The organism is Tenacibaculum sp. MEBiC06402 (genome assembly GCF_049239625.1).
Lineage (GTDB): Bacteria > Bacteroidota > Bacteroidia > Flavobacteriales > Flavobacteriaceae > Polaribacter.
In genome coordinates, this window is record NZ_JBMKKT010000105.1 from 1 (window position 1) to 21,802 (window position 21,802).

Annotated in this window: 24 protein-coding genes; 11 read left to right on the plus strand and 13 right to left on the minus strand. The window is 32.0% G+C overall.

Annotated features, from left to right (window positions below; translation table 11 throughout):
* Positions 1–333: 333 nt before the first annotated feature.
* The 7 genes from ACOSP6_RS15750 to ACOSP6_RS15780 all read right to left on the minus strand — a co-directional run bounded on the left by ACOSP6_RS15750 (position 334) and on the right by ACOSP6_RS15780 (position 4,646).
* The gene (locus ACOSP6_RS15750; protein WP_422095510.1) at positions 334–606 is read right to left on the minus strand and encodes a hypothetical protein; all 273 of its coding nucleotides are present in this window, start codon (positions 604–606) and stop codon (positions 334–336) included.
* A 3-nt stretch (positions 607–609) separates the two neighbouring features.
* A complete protein-coding gene (locus ACOSP6_RS15755) occupies positions 610–885 on the minus strand; it encodes an ATP-dependent Clp protease adaptor ClpS (protein ID WP_100925662.1) in 276 nt (91 codons plus the stop codon).
* Positions 886–894: 9 nt separating this feature from the next.
* On the minus strand, positions 895–1,728 hold the full coding sequence (prmA, locus tag ACOSP6_RS15760) for a 50S ribosomal protein L11 methyltransferase (protein ID WP_422095509.1): 834 nt from the start codon (positions 1,726–1,728) through the stop codon (positions 895–897).
* Positions 1,729–2,487, minus strand: a complete 759-nt coding sequence (tpiA, locus tag ACOSP6_RS15765; protein WP_422095508.1) for a triose-phosphate isomerase — start codon at positions 2,485–2,487, stop codon at positions 1,729–1,731.
* A 118-nt stretch (positions 2,488–2,605) separates the two neighbouring features.
* Positions 2,606–3,097: a TlpA family protein disulfide reductase gene (locus ACOSP6_RS15770; protein WP_422095507.1), complete on the minus strand. Its 492-nt coding sequence runs from the start codon at positions 3,095–3,097 to the stop codon at positions 2,606–2,608.
* Positions 3,097–3,570, minus strand: coding sequence for a TlpA family protein disulfide reductase (locus ACOSP6_RS15775; RefSeq protein ID WP_422095506.1), 474 nt, complete (start codon positions 3,568–3,570; stop codon positions 3,097–3,099). Before ACOSP6_RS15775 ends, ACOSP6_RS15770 begins: the two co-directional genes overlap by 1 nt.
* Positions 3,567–4,646, minus strand: a complete 1,080-nt coding sequence (locus tag ACOSP6_RS15780; RefSeq protein ID WP_422095505.1) for an ABC transporter permease — start codon at positions 4,644–4,646, stop codon at positions 3,567–3,569. Before ACOSP6_RS15780 ends, ACOSP6_RS15775 begins: the two co-directional genes overlap by 4 nt.
* 63 nt (positions 4,647–4,709) lie before the next feature.
* Here ACOSP6_RS15780 and pyrF point away from each other — a divergent pair, with 63 nt between their 5' ends.
* The 3 genes from pyrF to ACOSP6_RS15795 are packed head-to-tail and all read left to right on the plus strand — an operon-like array spanning position 4,710 to position 7,581.
* Positions 4,710–5,528: an orotidine-5'-phosphate decarboxylase gene (pyrF, locus tag ACOSP6_RS15785; protein ID WP_422095504.1), complete on the plus strand. Its 819-nt coding sequence runs from the start codon at positions 4,710–4,712 to the stop codon at positions 5,526–5,528.
* 27 nt (positions 5,529–5,555) lie between these two features.
* The gene (locus ACOSP6_RS15790; RefSeq protein WP_422095503.1) at positions 5,556–6,800 is read left to right on the plus strand and encodes an aryl-sulfate sulfotransferase; all 1,245 of its coding nucleotides are present in this window, start codon (positions 5,556–5,558) and stop codon (positions 6,798–6,800) included.
* The gene (locus ACOSP6_RS15795; RefSeq protein ID WP_422095602.1) at positions 6,787–7,581 is read left to right on the plus strand and encodes an ABC transporter substrate-binding protein; all 795 of its coding nucleotides are present in this window, start codon (positions 6,787–6,789) and stop codon (positions 7,579–7,581) included. The genes ACOSP6_RS15790 and ACOSP6_RS15795 overlap by 14 nt, the downstream gene beginning before the upstream one ends.
* Here the strand turns inward: ACOSP6_RS15795 and ACOSP6_RS15800 are convergent.
* The 3 genes from ACOSP6_RS15800 to ACOSP6_RS15810 form a co-directional block, all read right to left on the minus strand.
* Positions 7,561–7,746, minus strand: coding sequence for a Lacal_2735 family protein (locus tag ACOSP6_RS15800; protein ID WP_422095502.1), 186 nt, complete (start codon positions 7,744–7,746; stop codon positions 7,561–7,563). The genes ACOSP6_RS15795 and ACOSP6_RS15800 overlap by 21 nt on opposite strands.
* A 62-nt stretch (positions 7,747–7,808) precedes the next feature.
* Entirely contained in the window at positions 7,809–8,519 is a 711-nt protein-coding gene (locus tag ACOSP6_RS15805; protein ID WP_422095501.1) for a DUF4197 domain-containing protein, read from the minus strand.
* Between the two features lie 44 nt (positions 8,520–8,563).
* The gene (locus ACOSP6_RS15810) at positions 8,564–8,731 is read right to left on the minus strand and encodes a DUF5522 domain-containing protein (protein WP_422095500.1); all 168 of its coding nucleotides are present in this window, start codon (positions 8,729–8,731) and stop codon (positions 8,564–8,566) included.
* Between the two features lie 172 nt (positions 8,732–8,903).
* Here ACOSP6_RS15810 and ACOSP6_RS15815 point away from each other — a divergent pair, with 172 nt between their 5' ends.
* Positions 8,904–9,572: a hypothetical protein gene (locus ACOSP6_RS15815; RefSeq protein WP_422095499.1), complete on the plus strand. Its 669-nt coding sequence runs from the start codon at positions 8,904–8,906 to the stop codon at positions 9,570–9,572.
* 53 nt (positions 9,573–9,625) lie between these two features.
* Here the strand turns inward: ACOSP6_RS15815 and ACOSP6_RS15820 are convergent, their stop codons facing one another.
* The 3 genes from ACOSP6_RS15820 to hutH are packed head-to-tail and all read right to left on the minus strand — an operon-like array spanning position 9,626 to position 13,678.
* The gene (locus tag ACOSP6_RS15820) at positions 9,626–10,165 is read right to left on the minus strand and encodes a DUF4136 domain-containing protein (RefSeq protein WP_422095498.1); all 540 of its coding nucleotides are present in this window, start codon (positions 10,163–10,165) and stop codon (positions 9,626–9,628) included.
* 13 nt (positions 10,166–10,178) lie between these two features.
* Positions 10,179–12,173: a urocanate hydratase gene (locus tag ACOSP6_RS15825; RefSeq protein WP_422095497.1), complete on the minus strand. Its 1,995-nt coding sequence runs from the start codon at positions 12,171–12,173 to the stop codon at positions 10,179–10,181.
* 14 nt (positions 12,174–12,187) lie between these two features.
* Positions 12,188–13,678: a histidine ammonia-lyase gene (hutH, locus tag ACOSP6_RS15830; protein ID WP_422095496.1), complete on the minus strand. Its 1,491-nt coding sequence runs from the start codon at positions 13,676–13,678 to the stop codon at positions 12,188–12,190.
* A 77-nt stretch (positions 13,679–13,755) separates the two neighbouring features.
* Between hutH and ACOSP6_RS15835 the strand changes: the two genes are divergently transcribed.
* The 7 genes from ACOSP6_RS15835 (at position 13,756) to ACOSP6_RS15865 (ending at position 21,694) form a co-directional block, all read left to right on the plus strand.
* The gene (locus ACOSP6_RS15835) at positions 13,756–14,646 is read left to right on the plus strand and encodes a LysR family transcriptional regulator (RefSeq protein ID WP_422095495.1); all 891 of its coding nucleotides are present in this window, start codon (positions 13,756–13,758) and stop codon (positions 14,644–14,646) included.
* Between the two features lie 95 nt (positions 14,647–14,741).
* Positions 14,742–16,400, plus strand: coding sequence for a M23 family metallopeptidase (locus tag ACOSP6_RS15840; RefSeq protein WP_422095494.1), 1,659 nt, complete (start codon positions 14,742–14,744; stop codon positions 16,398–16,400).
* A 15-nt stretch (positions 16,401–16,415) separates the two neighbouring features.
* Positions 16,416–16,928: a hypothetical protein gene (locus tag ACOSP6_RS15845; RefSeq protein ID WP_422095493.1), complete on the plus strand. Its 513-nt coding sequence runs from the start codon at positions 16,416–16,418 to the stop codon at positions 16,926–16,928.
* 27 nt (positions 16,929–16,955) lie between these two features.
* Positions 16,956–17,342, plus strand: a complete 387-nt coding sequence (locus ACOSP6_RS15850; RefSeq protein ID WP_422095492.1) for a hypothetical protein — start codon at positions 16,956–16,958, stop codon at positions 17,340–17,342.
* Positions 17,343–17,450: 108 nt separating this feature from the next.
* Complete coding sequence (locus tag ACOSP6_RS15855) at positions 17,451–17,795, plus strand: hypothetical protein (RefSeq protein ID WP_422095491.1); 345 nt, start codon at positions 17,451–17,453, stop codon at positions 17,793–17,795.
* Between the two features lie 61 nt (positions 17,796–17,856).
* Complete coding sequence (locus ACOSP6_RS15860) at positions 17,857–18,198, plus strand: hypothetical protein (RefSeq protein WP_422095490.1); 342 nt, start codon at positions 17,857–17,859, stop codon at positions 18,196–18,198.
* A 70-nt stretch (positions 18,199–18,268) separates the two neighbouring features.
* Positions 18,269–21,694 carry a methylmalonyl-CoA mutase family protein gene (locus tag ACOSP6_RS15865; RefSeq protein ID WP_422095489.1) on the plus strand — a complete coding sequence of 1,142 codons (3,426 nt, stop codon included), beginning with the start codon at positions 18,269–18,271 and terminating at the stop codon, positions 21,692–21,694.
* The last annotated feature ends 108 nt before the right edge of the window (positions 21,695–21,802 follow it).

Sequence of the window (21,802 nt, forward strand, 5' to 3'; positions counted from 1 at the left end):
AAAATCTTTTTGTTAAAAGAAGCCTCAAACATCGGCTTGAGGCTCTTTGTCTAACCAAACTTAGTATAAAAACTAACTACTACTATTTTAACTAACTATATTGATCTTAAGATTATAAAGCCAGAACTTCTTTTTTCTGAAATCATACTCAAAGAAGTTCTTTCTCTTTGGGATATGGCCTTCTAATTTTAAGGGACTATTCTAATTATTACAATGAACTTTTTTACTGTTTAACAACCTTTTGTTTCGTTGTTACACTTTTAAGACACAGCTTTATTTAAAAAGTCACAAGAAGTCAAAAAAAAAAGATCAAAAAATTTGACCTTTTATTATTTAGTATAAATATTTTCTAAGTATTACCCTATGTTCGGGTATTGATTTATCATAGTTCCGCATCAACAACTCCAGTATTTCTGGAGGTTTTTGCCCTATTTCTTTTTCTGAAGTATACTTTGAAACATATAAATCATAAGTTTCATTATTTTTTGCAAAAATTAGAAAATGTTCTGAATTTAACTCTGTGTAGGAAATCTCATTCCCTTCAAAAGCTCCAGATTTATCTTCAAAAAAATCTGAAAACTCGTAATACCTAAGTACATTTTCCATTAATTATACAATTTCAGCAGACAAACCTAGTTCTAGCAACTTTGTACACCTAGGTTCTAATTCCTTATACTCTCCTGTTTTCACAGCACATTTACCTTTATAATGTACAAGTATGGTACACTGCTCTGCTTGCTCTAAAGTATGATCACAAACATTCACCAAACTATCAATTACAAAATCGAATGTATTTACATCATCATTGTACAAAATAATCTCATGCTCTCTCGTTTCTTGCACAAGAACATCTAACTCTTCTTGAATTTTTTCAATTGTACTCATCTTCATTACTTATTTTAAATATTTAACTGCCACCCAATTATTTCTTTTAATAACCGAATCTAGTGTTAAATCATATATTTTAGCCTCTTCGTCTATGATAGGAATATCCTGCTCATAAAATCCACTTAAAAGTACTATTCCTTTTTCATTTAAACAACTAACGTACTTCTTTATATCAGATAAAAGAATGTTTCTGTTGATGTTAGCAATTATTACATCGTATTTTTTATCAGTTAATAATGCCGCGTCTCCTTCATAAACAGAAATATGTTCACAATTATTTCTCTCTACGTTTTCTAAAGAATTTAAGTAACACCAATTATCAATATCGATTGCATCAATAGGTTTTGCTCCTTTCATTTCAGCAAAAATTGCCAAAATTCCTGTTCCGCATCCCATATCCAACACTTTTTTGTTTTCAACATCTAATTGTAGTAAATGTTGAACCATCATATGAGTGGTTTCATGATGCCCTGTACCAAAACTCATTTTCGGTTCAATTACAATATCATAAGGTAAATTAGGGTTTTCATGAAAAGGAGCACGAATACTAACCTTATCATCTACTTGTATAGGTTGAAAATTTTTCTCCCATTCTTCATTCCAGTTTTCTTGAGCAATTTCTTTGTACGTATATGAAACATCAAACTCATCAGATTTTATGATAAAAATATCCTCCAATAAGTTTTCATTCCATTCTTGTTGCTGAATGTAAGCAACTACTCCATTATCATTCTCTACAAAACTTTCAAATCCAACACTACCTAGCTCTGCAATTAGAATTTCAGTCGCAGGTTCTTTGGGAGTTACTTTAAAAGAGTATTCTATATATATATTATCCAATTAAATTGATTTTACTATTTCCGAAAAATCTTTTGCTTTTAAGGAAGCTCCTCCTATTAAACCTCCATCAACATCAGGCTTCGAGAAAATTTCTTTGGCATTTGCAGGTTTTACGCTACCTCCATATAAAATAGAGATGTCATCAGCTAAATCTTGTCCATAAGCATCGACAAACAATCCTCTTATAAACTGGTGCATCTCTTGAGCCTGATCAGCAGAAGCTGTTTTTCCTGTTCCGATTGCCCAAACAGGTTCATACGCTAAAATAATTTTGCTAAAAGCATCGGCCGGTAAATTAAATAATACATTTTTCAATTGTGATTCTACAACTTTAAAATGATTATTTGTTTCTCGATCTTCTAATTGCTCACCAAAACAAAAAATAACTTCGAAGTTATTCTCGATAGCAGTACTTACTTTTTCTGATAAAATATCATCAGTTTCGTTAAAGTACGCTCTTCTCTCAGAGTGACCTAAAATAACAGTATTAACACCAACAGAGGTTAACATATCAGCAGAAACTTCTCCTGTAAAAGCACCACTTTTTGCTTGATGTAAATTTTGAGCAGATACTTCAATAAAAGAGTTAGTAGTTTCTGTAACTGCTTGCTGTAAATTAATAAAAGAAGGTGCAATAATTACCCTAGTATTCTCTAAAGTTAGCCCTCCCAATTCATTTTTTAAACTTTGAATTAACTCTTTAGTTTCATTAAGGTTATTATTCATTTTCCAGTTACCTGCTACAATCTTTTTTCTCATTTTAATATGGTTATGTTGATATTATGATAGTTGTTCAAATTCTAAACAAAACTAATTGATAATCCTGAAGACTAAAACAAAAGCCTTTATTTTTTTACGAAAACGTAATAATATATGACTAATTGTTATTCAAAGCATTTAAAATTGCCTCTGCATTTGCATCTACTTCGTCAAATACAACAATTTTTCCTTGCTCATCAATTACCAAATATCTTGGTATCCAAGACAAACCTAAAAACTCACTAAAATCACCCTCCCATTTAGATGGTAATAAATAATGCTCTCCTTGTACTTTATATTTTTTAATACCAGCCATTAAATCCTTCAAAGACTCATCGATAGAGACAAACAAGTAAATTACATTAGGAAACCGTTTTTGTAATTCAACAATTTTAGGCATTCCTCTGATACAATCACCACACCAAGAAGCCCAAATATCAATTAAAACTTTTTGTCCTTTATACTTTTGAAGAACATTTTTGAATTTTAGTTCGTCTCCGTTAGTAGAAATAATCGTTTCATTTAAAGCTGCTTGGGAAAACTCAGTCTCATTTCTTTTTTTACACCCAACAATGAAAAATATAACACAACCCAATAAAAAATACTTCATTATTTTAATTTTTCTGAAACTTTTGAGGCTTTGTAAACCTCTATCTGACCTTCCTTATTTACTTTTAAAAAACGAGGAATACTTTTCAATTTTAAAAACTTACCTAGTGCTCCATCTCCTTTTTCTGGAATGTAGTAAAACTGCCCTTTCGGTTTGACATACTCTAAACCTCTTTTCCAATCGTAATAAGAATGATCAACAGAGAGAAAAACATACACTACGTCAGGATTTTCCTTTTGAAATTTTAAAACATCGTCAAAACTATCTTGGCTTACTGGACAATAACTGGCAAAAACTTGAATAAACAATTGTTGTCCTCTGTTCTTAGCCAAAATCTGATTAAATGTTATTGAATCACGATCGAGTGTCAGTAATTTTTCATTTAAAGCTGTTTCTGTAAATTCTCTCTTTCTAAGAGCGGCGCAACTTGATATCAATACAATTATAAAAACACAAACTATATTCTTCATCATTTAGTTAATTTTACTCTAGGATCTAACCAACTATATAGTACATCTACTAGTATATTTATTACAATAAACAACGTTGCAACCACCAGAACACTTCCCATTATAACTGGTAAGTCAAGTGTATTTAGTGCATTCACTATTTCTTTACCTAATCCATTCCAATTAAAAATATATTCAACAAAAACAGCTCCAGCCAACATAGACGCGAACCAGCCAGAAATTGCTGTAATAACAGGATTTAATGAATTCTTTATAGCATGGTCTTTTACTACCTGAAAACTAGTAAGACCTTTGGCTTTTGCCGTTCTTATGTAGTCTTGGTTTAAGGTTTCTAATAATGAATTCCTCATTAATTGCACAACAACTGCGAGTGGTCTAATTCCTAGAACTAAGGCAGGTAATATTAAATTTTTCCATTTAATATAAACTCCTTCACCAAAATCATCCACTTCATACAAACTACCGGTCATTTCTAAACCAGTAAATTCATGAAGTAAAAACCCAAAAAACCAGGCAAACAAAATTGCAGAAAAAAACGAAGGAACACTCATTCCAAGCGTGCTAATTATGGCTACAATTCGATCAAAAAAAGAATCCTTAAACAGGGCAGAAAACACACCCAAAACTATTCCAATTATCAAAGCTACACTAATTGAAACAAGTGCTAAAACACCTGTATTTGGTAGGGTTTCCCTAATAACTTCAATTACACTTTTACCATTTTTTTGAAATGAATCTCTCAGGTAAGGATATTTAATCACCATTGAAGTATTCCCAATAGTCAAAAGTGAAAAATAAGTATACTTTTTCGAAGATAACGAAGTATAATTGCCCTCTAATGTACTATGAAATGATAATGGCGAAACATCGTTTAAATAAAATAAATATTGAGTAGCAATGGGTTTATCAAAACCATACTTCTTTCTTATGATTTCTAATTGTTCACTATCTTCTCTTTGTCCCATTAACATTCTGGCTGGATCACCAGGCAAAACATTAAACAAAAAGAATATAACAGTAACTACCCCAAAAAGAGTTAGAAATCCGTATAAAATTTTATTGAAAATATATTGAAACATCTAAAACAAAGATACTAGAAAGTTTAAAATATTTACTTTTGCGCAACTTATCATCTGTAAAAAATGACAACACAACAACTAGTAGCAGAAATAAAACGAAAAAAATCTTTTTTATGTATTGGTTTAGACGTGGATTTGAATAAAATCCCAAAACACTTATTAGAAGAGGAAGATCCTATTTTTGCTTTCAATAAGGAAATTATTGATGCAACACATCATCTATGTGTAGCCTACAAACCAAATACGGCTTTTTACGAAGCCTACGGACTAAAAGGCTGGAGAGCACTTGAAAAAACAATTAGTTATATCAATAAAAATCACCCTGAGATTTTTACCATTGCAGATGCCAAGCGTGGTGATATTGGTAACACTTCAACGATGTACGCAAAAGCTTTTTTTGAAGACTTAGCTTTTGATTCAGTTACTGTTGCTCCATACATGGGGAAAGATTCCGTCGAACCATTTCTAGCATTTGAGAATAAGCATACCATTTTACTAGCACTTACTTCAAATCAAGGTGCGTTTGATTTTCAAACGCAAAAAGTAAATAATCAAGAATTATATAAAAAGGTTTTAGAAACCTCGAAAACTTGGAAAAACTCATCTAATTTAATGTACGTAGTAGGGGCTACAAAAGCTGAATATCTAGGTGAAATCAGAGAAATTATTCCGGATAGTTTTCTATTAGTTCCTGGTGTTGGAGCCCAAGGAGGTAATCTTGAGGATGTTTGTAAATACGGAATGACAAATGACGTTGGTTTGTTAATTAATTCTTCAAGAGGAATTATTTACGCTAGTAATGGTAAGGATTACGCCATAGCTTCGTCTGAAAAAGCTAAAGAGCTTCAAAAACAAATGGAGCAAATTTTAAATTTATCGTAAATTGCATTTTAAATCTAAATCCAAAAAATGAAAAAATTATTTCTCTTTCTGTTTAGCTCAATATTATTTGTTTCTTGTTCGGACGAAGAAAAAGCACCTGTAATTCCTGAGTTAACTGATGAAATTTTGGTTTATGAGCCAGGCAAAATAAGTGATAACCTAGTTTTAGTTACTGATCCTGGAGCGGATGAAGTTTATTTACTTCAAAAAGATGGAAAAAGATTCCATGAGTGGACACTTACTAATGAATTAGGTAATGATGCATATTTAGAAGATGATGGTAAACTTTTGGCAATATTAAAAACAGACGACGATAAAATTATTTTTGGTGGTTCAGGAGGCCAAATTCAAGTAATCAATCCAGACAATTCGATTGATTGGCAGTTTGTATACTCGACCGAAGATTATAATTTACATCACGATGTAGAAAGATTACCTAATGGAAATGTTATCGCTTTAGTATGGGAGAAGAAATCGGCAGCTGATGCTCAGGCCAGAGGTTATAATTTAAATAAGGACATATATATTGAATCCGTTATTGAAGTTAATCCTAATACAAATCAAATTGTTTGGAAATGGAGCTCTTGGGATCATTTGATACAAGATGCTGATGATACTAAAATGAATTTTGGCTCAGTTTCTGCAAATCCTCAATTGATAGATATTAACTTTAATAATCTAGATAATGGTGATATAATGCATGCAAATGCAATAGAATATGATGAGAAGAACGACCTTATTTATATTAGCGTTAATTTCTATCATGAAGTTTGGGTAATTGATCATAGTACAACTACCGAAGAAGCTAAGACTAATACAGGAGGAACTTATAATAAAGGAGGTAATTTAGTATATAGATTTGGAAATCCAAATGCCTTTAAAAGCTCAGGAAATCAGTTATTCTCTAACAATCATAACTGTAATTTTATCAATGATAACTTACCGGGCGCTGGTAATATGTTAATTTACAATAACGGTGGAAGCACTATGCAATCTACTGTTTACGAATTACAATTTCCATCTCCTTTTGATTTTAATACTCCACCTACAGTAATTTGGTCTTTTACAGATGCTAATTTATTTTCTCCAAAAGTGTCTGGTGCTTATCGAACAGAAAATGGAAATACGATTATCACAGAGGGTGATTTTGGTTACTGGGAAGTTACGCCAAGCAAAGAATTGGTTTGGCAATTTAACAAGCCGGGAGGATTTTTCTGGAGAGGTTATCCGTACAAGAAAACAAGTACAGCAGTTGTGAATCTTAAAAAGTAGTATTATTAGTATACAAGATTCTAAAATCAAGAATTACAAAAAAATAATATCCTTAGTTCCAAGTCAAACAGAATTATTATTTGATTTGGGACTAGAGGACAATATTGTTGGTATTACCAAATTTTGTGTTCATCCTTTTCATTTAAAACAAACAAAAACCATTGTTGGAGGAACGAAGAATATTAAAATTGAAAAAATAAAAGAACTTCAACCAGATATTATTCTTTGTAACAAAGAGGAAAACACAAAGGAAATTGTTGAAATGTGTCAAGCGATTGCGCATGTTCATGTGTCTGAAATATACACACTTGAAGATACGATCGATTTAATAACTGAATATGGATTACTTTTCAATTGTAGAACTGAAGCGCAGAACATAATCCAGAAACTGAATTTCAAACTTTCTGACTTTAAAAACTTCATCAAAAATATTGAACCTAAGAAAGTAGCTTATTTTATTTGGAGAGAACCGTGGATGGTAGCTGCCAACAACACCTTTATTAATCATATCCTTGAGTTAAACAAATTTGATAATATTTATAAAAACAAAGAACGATATCCTGAAGTTGTATTAAAAAAGATTCGATTAGAAGGAGATCCTGATTTGGTTTTCCTATCATCTGAACCTTATCCTTTCAAAGAAGAACATGCTTTTGAAATTGGAAGGTGCACTCACCATGCAAAAACAATTTTTGTTGATGGAGAGCTTTTTTCATGGTATGGTAGCAGAATGCTAAAAGCTTTTGATTACTTTAAAAAATTACACCAAAGAATTATCTAAATAATTCACTCTATTAATTTTCTCAAGAATCTTCATTGCTTTGTAGGATGCCATATCACTTTTAGCCTCATCAACGTACTTGTAGTCATTAGAACGCTCTACCAATTTAAAGTAGCGATCTTCAAGGTGTTTTTTATACCTGTTTAATTGATTTATACGTGACATTTGTTAGTTAGATTTTCTCGATTAAATATAACAATAAAAATCTGAACTTCAAATATTTAACACTATCTATTATCTTGCAAGGCAAAAACGCGTCTTAATAAATCTGTATTACGCAGTCCAATCTTATTTCGAATTCCTTTTTCTTCGACAGCAATCATAGTAAACACTCCTTCTAGAGCTTGACTCGTTACATAATCGGTTAAATCTGGATTCACTTTTGTAACAAAAGGAATACTATTATATTTTGTAATTAAATTAGCCCAAATTTGATCAGCTCCGACCTTCCCAAATGAATTTTTAATCACTGGATTGAATTTTGAGTATAGAGCAGAACTCGTTTTTCCCTCTAAATAAGAAGTTGCCGCGTTGTCACTTCCTAATAAGATATTTTTTGCATCATTAAAAGTAATCTCTTTTACCGCATTTACAAAAATTGGCGTAGCAGTTTTAACCGCATCTTCAGCAGCTCTGTTTAGTGCTTTTATTCCTTCATCAGCTAAACTACTTAACCCTATCTTTCGAAGACCTTTATCAACTACTTGTAATTCCTCTGGCAATAAAATTTTCACTAACTCATTCTTGTAAAAACCATCTTTCGCAGTAAGTTTTGAAACTTGATGTTGAATTCCATTATCTAAAGCTTGACGCAAACCCGCTCCTATTTGTTCTTGAGTTAACGCTCCTCCATTTGGCAATTGATTTGCTATTTTTTGCAACTCTGCACAAGCAACAAATTGTAATGCTACAAATACTAATACTACTCTTTTAATCATTTTTAAACTTTATTTAATGTTAAGATACTTTTTTACAAGAAAAGTCACACTTTTTTAAAACTATCCGTTTTCTTATCATAACCATAAGGACAATGCTTACAATCACTTTTACAACAATAACCTCTTCTTAAGTGATAAGCTTCCTTAAAAACTCGATATCCATCTTCGTTAACATAGTACTCATCAGGATTGGGCTTCAATATTCTTTTCATGATAGCAAAGATAAATGATTCTAATTTTCAGCTAAGAGTTTACCAAAAAAATTATTATTAAGAAAAGAAACCATTTAAAAAACTCAAACCGTGAATTCAGAAGATAGTATAATTAGACTCTCTAATTATCTCATAATTTTCAACCTGTTTATAACTAATAAAAAATTTAATTATGAGAAAATTAATCTTATTAACTACATCTGTATTCTTTTTAATAATTGGATGTAGTAAAAACGAAACTACTGAAGAGCTGAATGACTCTGAAATCAAAAAAAGAACTTCATCTAAAAACTCAACAGACATTATTGAAAAAACCGGAGTTGTATTCAACAGATTATTTGATAATAAAAATTTAAAAGAAGATTTAATATCTATTTTTGAAGATGACATTATGATGTTAAAAAGTGGAGCAAAGTACAAATTTACAGCATCTATTTTTGAAGATCACATCATGATGTTAACTCAAAATGTTTTTGAAGATGATATCTTATTGGTTTCTGAAAATGTTTTTGAGGACAACGTTATGTTATTGACTAATAATGTTTTCGAAGATAATGTTATGCTCAATATTATTAATTCTGATGGTGTAATTGAAGATCATGTAATGATGTTGTCGGACTTAGGAGATTTTGGCAGCTATCTATTATTTAAACCAAATACTATTAAAGATGATGTATTACCGAGTGCTTGCATTGGAATTAGAGATGATATTTTGAAATGCACAACTACTTTTGAAGATATATTTAATACCTCTTTAAATGAAGTTTATCCTGAAAGCGAATATAATTTAGAAATCATTCTGAATGAAACACCTAATTTATATTTCGCTATCAAACTCTAACTAACAAACTTATAGACAATAAAAAAGCTCGGTAAAAACCGAGCTTTTCTTAATTATTTTTTTTCTGAACCTGGAGGGTACTTTTCTAAGATTTCTTTTACAAAATCTTTGATCTTAGCATCTCTTTTCTCAATATTCCTGAATGCTAAAGCTCCTGATCCTATTCCTTGCCAAATCAGTTCTTTTTTGCTGGCATCAATAATATCAATAAACAATGTTCCTTCTGTGTATTGATTTACATTTAACCTACCAGCTCCACCCCACATCCAAGGATTCCATCCCCAACCGAAGCCCCAACCCCAGTTGTTGTCATTGATATTAATTCGTTCTCTAGACTTAGTAAAAATACTCACCAATACATCTGGAGTAGATGATTTTTGCATTCCTTTAGCGATTAATTCAGCCTCGATAGCTCTCATAATTCTTTTCTTATCTAAATCTGAAATGAGAGCTTTATCAATTCCAGGTTTATAAAATGCAAATGTTTGATACTGGTTAAAATCAGCTTTGGTATCATAATCTGTTGCTACTCTAACTGACTTACAAGAAGTAATTAATAATAAGAAAAGAGGTAAAAATTGTACATACTTCATGATAATTGAGTTTTTAAAAGTTGTTAAACAAAGAATCGTCTACTAAGTTAGGCAAAGTAACTTTAAGTTTTTTCTCTGCCTGCATAGCACGTTTAATTGCAAAAACAGCTTCTTCGTTTCGAGCCCAACTTCTTCTTGCGATTCCGTTATTTACATCCCAAAAAAGCATCGATTTTAAACGCTTTGACGCTTCTTTAGAACCATCAAGAAGCATGCCAAATCCTCCATTAATCACTTCTCCCCAGCCAACTCCACCTCCATTGTGAATTGACACCCAAGTTGCACCTCTGAAACTATCTCCAATTACGTTATGAATAGCCATATCTGCTGTGAATCTTGACCCATCATAAATGTTTGATGTTTCTCTATATGGAGAATCCGTTCCTGAGACATCATGATGATCTCTACCTAAAACAACCGGACCGATTTTTCCTTTCTTAATTGCTTTATTGAATGCTTTGGCAATTTTTATTCTTCCTTCTGCATCGGCATATAAAATTCTTGCCTGAGAACCTACAACCAATTTATTCTCTTGTGCACCTTTAATCCATTGAATATTATCCGCCATTTGTTGCTGAATTTCTTTTGGAGAATCTTTCATGATTTCTTCTAGAACTTCACACGCAATTTGATCAGTTTTTGCTAAATCTTCAGGTTTTCCTGAAGCACAAACCCAGCGGAATGGACCAAATCCATAATCGAAACACATTGGGCCCATTATATCTTGAACATAACTTGGGTATTTGAATTCTCTACCCAAGGTTGGATTTTCACTCATTACATCAGCTCCTGCTCTACTCGATTCTAATAAAAATGCATTTCCGTAATCAAAGAAATAGGTTCCTTTAGCTGTATGCTTATTAATAGCTGTAGCTTGTCTACGTAAAGATTCTTGAACCTTTTTCTTGAATTCGTCTGGATTATTCGCCATCATATCATTTGCTTCTTCGAATGATAATCCAACTGGATAATAACCTCCTGCCCAAGGATTATGTAAAGAAGTTTGATCCGAACCTAAATCAACATACACATTTGCTTCATCAAACTTTTCCCAAACCTCAACTACATTTCCTAAATAAGCAATGGAAACTACTTCCTCATTTTCTTTTGCTTTGTGAACTCTTTCAACTAAAAGATCTGCATCAGAAATCACTTCATCAACCCATCCTTGAGAATGACGAGTATGAACCGCTTTTTCATTTACCTCTGCACAAACCGTAATACATCCAGCAATATTTCCTGCTTTAGGTTGTGCTCCACTCATTCCTCCTAAACCAGCTGTAACAAATACATTTCCTTTTGGAGATTTACCAATTTTTCTAAATCCGTTTAAAACTGTAATTGTTGTTCCATGAACAATTCCTTGCGGACCAATATACATGTAACTACCTGCTGTCATTTGTCCGTATTGAGTAACACCTAACGCATTAAACTTTTCCCAATCATCTGGTTGAGAATAATTAGGAATCATCATACCATTTGTAACTACAACTCTAGGAGCATTTTTGTTAGACGGAAATAATCCCATTGGGTGACCAGAATACATTACTAATGTTTGCTCATCTGTCATTTCAGATAAGTATTGCATTGTTAATAGATATTGAGCCCAATTTTGGAAAACTCCACCATTACCACCGTAAGTAATTAATTCATGAGGATGTTGTGCAACTGCATAATCTAGGTTATTCTGAATCATCAGCATAATAGATTTTGCTTGTGTAGATTTTCCTGGATACTCTTCAATTCCTCTTGCTTTCATCTTGTAATCAGGACGGAATCGATACATATATATTCTACCATACTTTTCTAGCTCTTCAGAAAACTCTGGTAATAATTCTTCGTGATGCTTTTTATCGAAATAGCGTAAGGCATTTCTTAACGCTAATTGCTTTTCTTCTTTTGTAAGTATTTCTTTTCTTTTTGGAGCATGATTAATCGTTGTATCATACTCTTTTTTTGATGGTAAAACACTTGGTATTCCTTGTTTAATCTGTTCTTTAAATGTCATGATCTACTTACTTTTTATGCTACAATAAATGCTTTTTCTCTCACTAAACTAATCATTGCGTTAATATCATCTTTTAACACTCGATCCTCTTCTAACTTAGCAACTTTACTTCTAATTAATTCAAAATTACTTTCTATAATTTCTGAAAATGTATTTGGTCTTCTGAATTCCATTGCTTGTGCAGCATACATTAATTCTATGGCTAATATTTTCTCCAGATTACCTAAAATCTGATTAAACTTCCTTCCTGAAATACTTCCCATTGAAACATGATCTTCTTGCCCTAATGAAGTTGGAACGCTATCAGCCGAAGGCGGAAAACAAAGAGACTTGTTCTCTGTTACCAAAGCTGCTGTAGTATATTGAGGAATCATAAATCCAGAATTCAAACCTCCCGCTTCAGTTAACAATCTTGGCAAACCATACTTTCCCTCTAATAATAAATAACTTCTTCTATCTGAAATATTACCCAATTCGGCAGCTGCAATAGAAGCATAATCTAACACCATTGCTAAAGGCTGACCATGAAAGTTTCCTCCAGAAATTGCTTCTGTTTCACTCAGTACGATAGGATTATCTGTAACCGAATTCATTTCTATTTCAGCTAAATCATTCAAATGATTAAATGCATTTCTTGATGCTCCATGAACCTGAGGCATACAACGAATTGAATATGGGTCCTGAACACGATCACATTCTAAATGATTTTCAACATTTTGAGAATCTTTTAATAGCATGCGAATTCGCTTTGCTACTTTTATATTCCCTTCAAACGGACGAATAGTATGAAGCTCTGCTCTAAACGGTGAAGCACTTCCTTGGAATCCTTCTAAACTCATTGTTCCTGCAACATCAGCTAAATCTAAAAGATATTCCATCTTCTTTAACCCAATAATTGCATGAGACAAAATGAACTGCGTTCCGTTGATTAATCCTAATCCTTCTTTAGCCATTAAGGTTAAAGGTTCTAAATTATGATTCGATAAAACTTCTTTTGCAGATACAATCTGACCCTCAACCCAAAATTCACCTTCTCCTAAAAGCGGTAAAAATAAATGTGATAATGGCGCTAAATCTCCAGAAGCTCCAACAGAACCTTGTTCAGGAACTACTGGTAAAATATCATTTTCTATGAAATAAATAATACGATTGATCATTTCTAAACGTACACCTGAAAATCCTTGGCATAAGGCATGTACTTTACAAATCATCATGATTTTAGAAAGCAACTTATCAATAGGTTCACCAACACCCACAGCATGTGTAATCAATAAATTTTCCTGAAGTTTACTTGTTTCTTCTGGTGTAATTTGCACATCACATAAAGGTCCGAATCCTGTGTTTATTCCATATACCGCGGCATTAGAATTTGCCATGGTTTCAACCTTTTTTCTACAATCATTCACTTTCTTTTTAGCTTCATCAGTAATTTCTGCTTTCAAATTACCATTTGCAATAGCTAAAACTTTATCTACTGTTAGGTGATCTATTCCGTATTTAAACATGTTTCTAGTTCGTTTTATACAAAATTACCTTTATTTTTGATGCTTAATAATATCATTTTTATCAATATTTAATAATTATGAGTTATCAATTAGAATTAAGACATTTGAAATACTTTTTGGCTGTAGCTGAGGAATTACATTTTAGAAAAGCCGCTGATCGATTGTTTATATCTCAACCTGGATTAAGTAGACAGATTAAACAAATGGAAGATGATTTAGGTATTCAATTATTTGAACGACATAATAGAAAGGTTGTTTTGACTCCTTCTGGAAGGTATTTGAAATCTGAACTCACTCGAAATCTGAAGAATTTAGATAATATCATTAATCATGCTAAACTCATTCATGATGGAAAACAAGGAAAGTTAGAGTTCGGTTATGTTGGGTCTGCTATGCAAGAAATTATTCCCAATGTATTGGTAAAATTCAAAGAAAAACACCCTAATGTTCAGTTTGGTTTAACAGAAATGGACAACCAAAAACAAATTGATAATTTATTGCATCAAAAAATAGATATTGGTTTTGTGAGATTAGATACCGTCCCTAGAGGCTTAACTATTCAACCTATTCTTAAAGAGAACTTTTGTTTGGTGCTACCCAAAAATCATCAAATCAGTTCTCAAAACTTTAAAGGTTTACAAGAATTAAAAAATGAATCTTTCATTCTATTTGATCCTTCTTACAGTCCTTCTTATTATGAAAAAGTGATGCAGATTTTTACAGATAGTGGATTTGCTCCAATTGTTTCACATAATACAATACATGCGGCATCGATATACAAATTAGTAGAAAACGGATTTGGATTATCTATCGTTCCGAAATCATTGCAATTAGGATATAATATGAATGTTCAATTTATTGAATTAGATAACATCAATCAACACACAACACTCTCAGTTGTTTGGGATGAACATAATAGAAATCCAGTTTTGCAGTCGTTGATTAGCACCATTCAATCCTCGCTCTAATCAAGTTTTTTTCGATTTATTTTAAATTTATTTTAAAAGTTTGGGTAACGTTTTTCAATTTATCTAACAGAAAAGTAAATAAAAATAAATTGCACATGAAATTTAAATTAAAAGGTTCCAAGAACCTACTTAAAATTGTCTTAGCCTTGGGGATATCCGTATCTCTTTGGAATTGTGAAAAGGAGGATTATGAAGTTACAACGACAAACCCTCATGCTAGTCATGAAGAGTTTCATAATCCTTTTGAAAAGGTTCAGTACTCTCAACTTTCCAGTGATTCAGATTTTTCAGAAACATTTACATTATTAGAAAAACACTCCAGTAATTTAATCTTGACCAAACAATCTCAAAGAGGTAAAGGTAGTTCAGAGAAAAAAATCAAACTATCGATAGTACAAAGTCAAGTCATTAAGATTGAAAAAAACAATTCAATATCATGGACTTTTGAGCTTGATAAGAGGTTACTTAAAAACTCAGATTACGAAAATTTCGTAGTAAAAAAATACAATAATGAGTTCTCATATCATTTAATCGCTTATTTTGACACAAAAAACAATTCAAAGGAAGAAAAGGGAAAATCCTTTTCCTTTGAAATACCAAAAGAGAAATTAGATTTAACCAATGTTTCAATACAAGCTAGAGGAGATGTTTTTGATTGGGCTTCTCCAGATGACGGTGGTGGTGGTATTGATACCTCAGATCCTTGCGAAGGGATTTGGATTCAAGAATATGCTCCTTGTAATATGGGAGGAAACGCAGATGGTCATGCTCCTGTAAAACAGTATGATGGGACATACTGCAGCGGTAGTGGTTTCATTGGATATGTTATAGATTTTTCTCATTGTGAAACTGGAACTTATGATGCACCAAGCGGACCAGGACATGACACATCTGATCCAAATGATCCAAATACTTCAACAGGAGGTGGTGGAGGAAGCTCATCAGATATTTCGAATTCTCCATCAGATTCTGGAAGTGAAGAAGGAGAAACATTAGTTACTAGTCCTATTCCTCCAGATGAAGATGGAAAATGTGGAGAAGGGTTCATTAAAAACCCCGTAACAGGAGAATGTGAATCTATTTGTAAAGGAGGGAAAGTTTATGACCCAACAACTAAAAACTGTAATTGCCCTGATGGTAAAACAGAAGATAAGTACGGAAACTGTGTCGATAAGCCCTGCAAAGGAATACCTATATTCGGGTCTATAGAAATAGCCTCTCAAAAAGGACTATCTGGCACACAAGGCGCTATGTTTGGCAACTCTAATATTGGAGGTTGTAAGAGATATGGTTCAAACGATTGTTCTACACCGAGAAATAGAAAACATGATGGTATAGATATTAAAAACAATTATGGAAGTCCTATATTCGCAATGTATGATGGAATTATTTATTCCACTAAACATGATAAAGAAGGAGCTGGATATAATACAAGAATACAAAGTACGATTAATGGAAAAACTATTTTGATTTCTTATTTTCACCTTCAAAAAGAAAATAGAGTTTTGGCCACCTCCTCACCAGTAACAAAAGTAAAAGCTGGAGATATAATAGGTTATCAAGGTGACTCTGGTAATTTAAAAAATGCCTTAAAAGCCAACTCTGTTGATTCTCATGTCCATATTGAAGTAAGAGTGCATAATGGCAGTTCAAGTTGGGCGTACAAAAATTTTGAATTAGTAGATCCAAGAGATTATTTAAATGTTAAAATAAATGATGATGGAACTGTGGAAAATAACATTAACTGTAATTAACGAAAAATAAAGAAAATGAAAAAAACAATTTTAATTTTATTATGTGCTATCCCTAGCGTAATTTTTAGTCAAATTAGCTCAAACATTATTTCTCAAAATGATTTTGACAACATCAAAATTAACAATTCAACATTAAAAACAATCAAAGGGTCTAAAGGAGAGTTAAATTTAATTAAAAACATATTCGGTGAAAATTTCACCGATAAAAATATTGATCCTGATGGCGAATTTAAAAACTATGAATATAATGGGTTTTCTATCGGCTTTTCAGGATTAACAGGTACTCTTGATAATCATGAATTGAGTGGTTTTGAAATTACCAACTCTAATTGGAGCGTTACCATAAAAGGAAACGTCGTAAAGGTTGGAAATCATAAAAATAATTTGGGAGATGTTATTCTTAACAATCAAAAAGATGGAGGAAAAAGTATAGTTTATCAATTTTGTAATGGATGTAATAGTTTTATATCCTTTCATTTAGATAATAACGGATATATTTTGAAAATTGTTTATGTTGAACAAACATAAAAAATCAACGCCTTTGAACAATGAACTATGAAATCAGTAAAATACATCTTCATCATTTTAATTAACTTATTTTGTCTAAATTCTTGTCGCGGGCAAGCCTTGCAGGAAAACGTAGGTCAAGAAATAATTGGTACTTGGATAGCTGAAGATGATTCGAAAGTAAAATTAGTCTTCTCAAGTAATGGCGAACTCAAAGATTATTATAACAATGAATTAACAGATACTTACGACTATTCTATTTCTCACGAATGCGGTTCAGAATCTGATACAAATGCATGGTTCTTAAAAACTTCGAATAAAGCTGTTTTAGAAATTAGATGCTACGAAATATACGGAGTTAATGATAATAATGACAAGGTCTTATCGATTAGAGATATGCGAACTGGAAAGACATTCATTTATAATAAACAATGATAATTAAGTTTTACTCAAAAAAGCGCCCTACCTTAGGGTGCTTTTTAGTTTAAGGTCATAACGATCAATATTTCTTCAAAGTACAACTTAAATTAACACAAATTGCCAATGAAAAAATTCATCTTTATATCACTTCTCTTTGTTTTTTCTTGCTCTAAAAAAATAGACTGGAAGGATATTAATTCAATTGAAATAATTAAACATAATGCAAAAGAAAAGGTTCCAGATGCCTCTAAAAAGGAAATAATTGATATAATCATACTTGCCAAAATCACTAAAGAGAAGTTTTTATGGAAAGGGTTTAACGACATTGTATTAACCAATGGCGATAAAAAGGAATTTAAAATTAGAGCCAGCGGATATGGAAATTTCTTTTATTGTTTCGAAAATGAATCTTTTTACATAATTCCAAAGGAATCTATAAGTGCTTGGAATAGTTTAGTTTTTAAATAAAAAAATATAATCATTATCACGAAAAAGAAAGCATAAGAATTCCTTTTCAAACTTTGTATATTTGAATAAAACGCTTTCATTGGTTTTAATCTCAAAACACATAGTTCCACCTGGATACCTAGGAATTACTTTGTTCCCTTTTATTTTCTTAAAAAACAAAGAATTAAAAGAAGATAAAGAATTACTTAATCACGAAAGAATTCATTTACAACAACAAAAAGAACTTCTCGTTGTTTTTTTCTACTTGTTCTACATCATAGAATGGGCTGTTAAATTCATTAAATATAGAAACGCTTATATGGCTTACATGAATTTAAGTTTTGAGAAAGAAGCCTATCAAAATGAACCAGATTTAGGCTACTTAAAATCCAGAAAATTATATAGCTTTTTTAACTACTTATAATCCTTAAGAATTCGTTCTATTTTTTAGGAAATCCGTAAATTGCACCTCATTTAAACAACTAAATTTACGAATGGAACAAATAGCACCCTATAAACCTAAACATAAGGTACGAATTGTAACAGCTGCGTCTTTATTTGACGGACATGATGCTGCGATCAATATTATGCGTAGAATTATACAATCTACAGGAGTTGAAGTTATACATTTAGGTCATGATAGAAGTGTAGAAGAAGTAGTGAATTGTGCTATTCAAGAAGATGCAAATGCAATTGCAATGACTTCTTATCAAGGTGGACACAACGAATACTTTAAATATATGTATGACTTACTGCAAGAAAAAGGTGCAGGTCATATCAAGATTTTTGGTGGTGGTGGTGGAGTAATTCTTCCAGAGGAAATTAAAGAATTAATGGATTACGGAATTACTCGTATTTACTCTCCTGATGATGGACGTGAAATGGGATTACAAGGAATGATTAACGACCTTGTTCAACAATCTGATTTTGCTATTGGCGATGTGTTAAATGGAGAAGTAAATCATTTAGCAGATAAACAAATTGGAAGCATTGCTCGCGTGATTTCTTCGGCTGAAAATTTCCCTGAAGTTGCAAAAGAAACTATGGATGTTATCCACAAGAAAAATGAAACTTCAAAAACACCGGTTTTAGGAATTACAGGAACAGGTGGAGCAGGAAAATCTAGTTTAGTAGATGAATTAGTTCGTCGTTTTTTAATTGATTTCCCAGAGAAAACAATCGGATTAATATCTGTTGATCCTTCAAAAAGAAAAACAGGCGGAGCTTTATTAGGAGATAGAATTCGTATGAATGCTATTAATAACGAACGTGTATATATGCGATCTTTAGCAACACGTCAATCTAATTTAGCTTTATCTAAATATGTAAATGAAGCTGTTGAAGTTTTAAAAGCGGCAGAATTTGATTTAATCATTTTGGAAACTTCAGGTATTGGTCAATCTGATACTGAAATCATCGAACATTCTGATGCTTCATTATATGTGATGACTCCAGAATTTGGAGCTGCAACTCAGTTAGAAAAAATTGACATGCTTGATTTTGCTGATTTAGTTGCTATCAACAAATTTGATAAAAGAGGTGCTTTAGATGCGTTACGTGATGTGAAGAAACAGTACATGCGTAATAACAATCTTTGGGATATTCCAATGGACGAAATGCCGGTTTTTGGAACGATTGCTTCTCAATTTAACGATCCAGGAATGAACTCGTTATACAAAGCGATTATGGATAAAGTTGTTGAGAAAACGGGAGCCGATTTAAAATCTACTTTTGAAATTACAAAAGAAATGTCTGAAAAGATATTTGTAATTCCTCCTGCAAGAACTCGTTATTTATCTGAGATTGCTGAGAATAACAGAGCTTACGATAAGAAAGCAAATGAGCAGGAAAAAGTTGCTCAAAAATTATACGGAATCTTCAAAACAATTGAAAGTGTTTCTGAAAGTACTGTAGGTTTAGATAAATCTGGAATTGAAGAAACTTCTCTTCAAAAAACAGATGATAATAGCGACTTTTTAAAATTATTAGTTGCTGAGTTCGATCGTGTAAAAATGAACCTAGATCCATATAACTGGGAAATCATTTTAAACTGGGCAACTAAAGTTCAAAAATATAAAGACCCTATCTACTCATTTAAAGTTAGAGATAAGGAAATTAAAATTGAAACACATACGAAATCACTTTCTCATTCTGATATTCCAAAAGTAGCCTTACCAAAATATCAAGCTTGGGGAGATTTATTACGCTGGAATTTACAGGAAAATGTTCCTGGAGAATTCCCATATACTTCAGGATTATATCCTTTCAAAAGAACTGGAGAAGATCCAACAAGAATGTTTGCCGGTGAAGGTGGACCAGAACGTACAAACAGACGATTCCACTATGTTAGTTTAGGAATGCCTGCAAAGCGTTTATCTACTGCATTTGATTCTGTTACACTTTACGGAAATGATCCTGGACACAGACCAGATATTTATGGAAAAATTGGTAATGCTGGAGTTTCTATCTGCTGTTTAGATGATGCAAAGAAATTGTATTCTGGATTCGATTTAAGTCACGCAATGACTTCTGTATCGATGACCATCAATGGACCAGCTCCAATGCTTTTAGGTTTCTTTATGAATGCTGCTATTGATCAGAACTGTGAGAAATATATTAAGGAACACGGTTTAGAAGGAAAAGTTGAAGCGAAACTTAAAGAATTATACGATAATAAAGGAATTGACAGACCTAAATATAATGGAGACTTACCAGAAGGAAATGATGGATTAGGATTGTTATTACTAGGAATTACTGGAGATCAAGTTTTACCAGCTGATGTGTATGCTGAAATTAAAGCCAATACATTATCTCAAGTAAGAGGTACAGTTCAGGCAGATATTTTAAAAGAAGATCAAGCTCAAAATACTTGTATTTTCTCTACAGAATTTGCTTTACGTTTAATGGGAGATGTTCAAGAATATTTTATTGAGAAAAACGTACGTAACTTCTACTCTGTATCGATTTCTGGTTACCATATTGCAGAAGCTGGAGCAAATCCTATTACTCAGTTAGCATTGACTTTAGCTAATGGATTTACTTATGTAGAATACTATTTATCAAGAGGAATGGATATTAATAAGTTTGGACCAAACTTATCTTTCTTCTTCTCTAATGGTATTGATCCTGAATATGCAGTAATTGGACGTGTTGCTCGTAAAATATGGTCAAAAGCTTTAAAGTATAAATACGGAGCAAATGCACGTGCACAAATGTTGAAATATCACATTCAAACTTCTGGACGTTCTTTACACGCACAAGAAATTGATTTCAATGATATTAGAACTACGTTACAAGCATTATATGCGATTTACGATAACTGTAATTCGTTACATACAAATGCATATGATGAGGCTATTACTACACCAACAGAAGAAAGTGTTCGTAGAGCAATGGCAATTCAGTTGATTATTAATAAAGAATTAGGATTAGCTAAGAACGAGAATCCAATTCAAGGTTCTTTTATTATTGAGGAATTAACTGATTTAGTTGAGGAAGCAGTATTAACTGAATTCGATAGAATTACGGAACGTGGTGGAGTTTTAGGAGCAATGGAAACAATGTATCAACGCTCTAAAATTCAAGAGGAAAGTTTATATTATGAAACTTTAAAGCATACAGGTGAATTCCCTATTATTGGTGTAAACACTTTCTTAAGTTCTAAAGGATCACCAACGGTTACTCCACAGGAAGTAATTCGTGCTACGGAGGAAGAGAAGTTATTCCAAATTAAAACAAAGGAGAATTTAAATGAAGCCAATAAAGAAAAAGTAGCTGAAGAGTTAACTAAAATTCAGAATGCTGCCATTCAAAATGAAAACATTTTTGAAAAGTTAATGGAAGCTTCAAAAGTGTGTTCATTAGGACAAATTACTTCAGCTCTATTTGAAGTTGGAGGACAATACAGAAGAAATATGTAATTTCAAAAACATACAATTATTATAAGCCTCTCATTTTTGAGAGGCTTTTTTTTTAAAAAAGACATAGGCTTTTAATCATTATTTACTCTCAAAAAATACGATTTAACA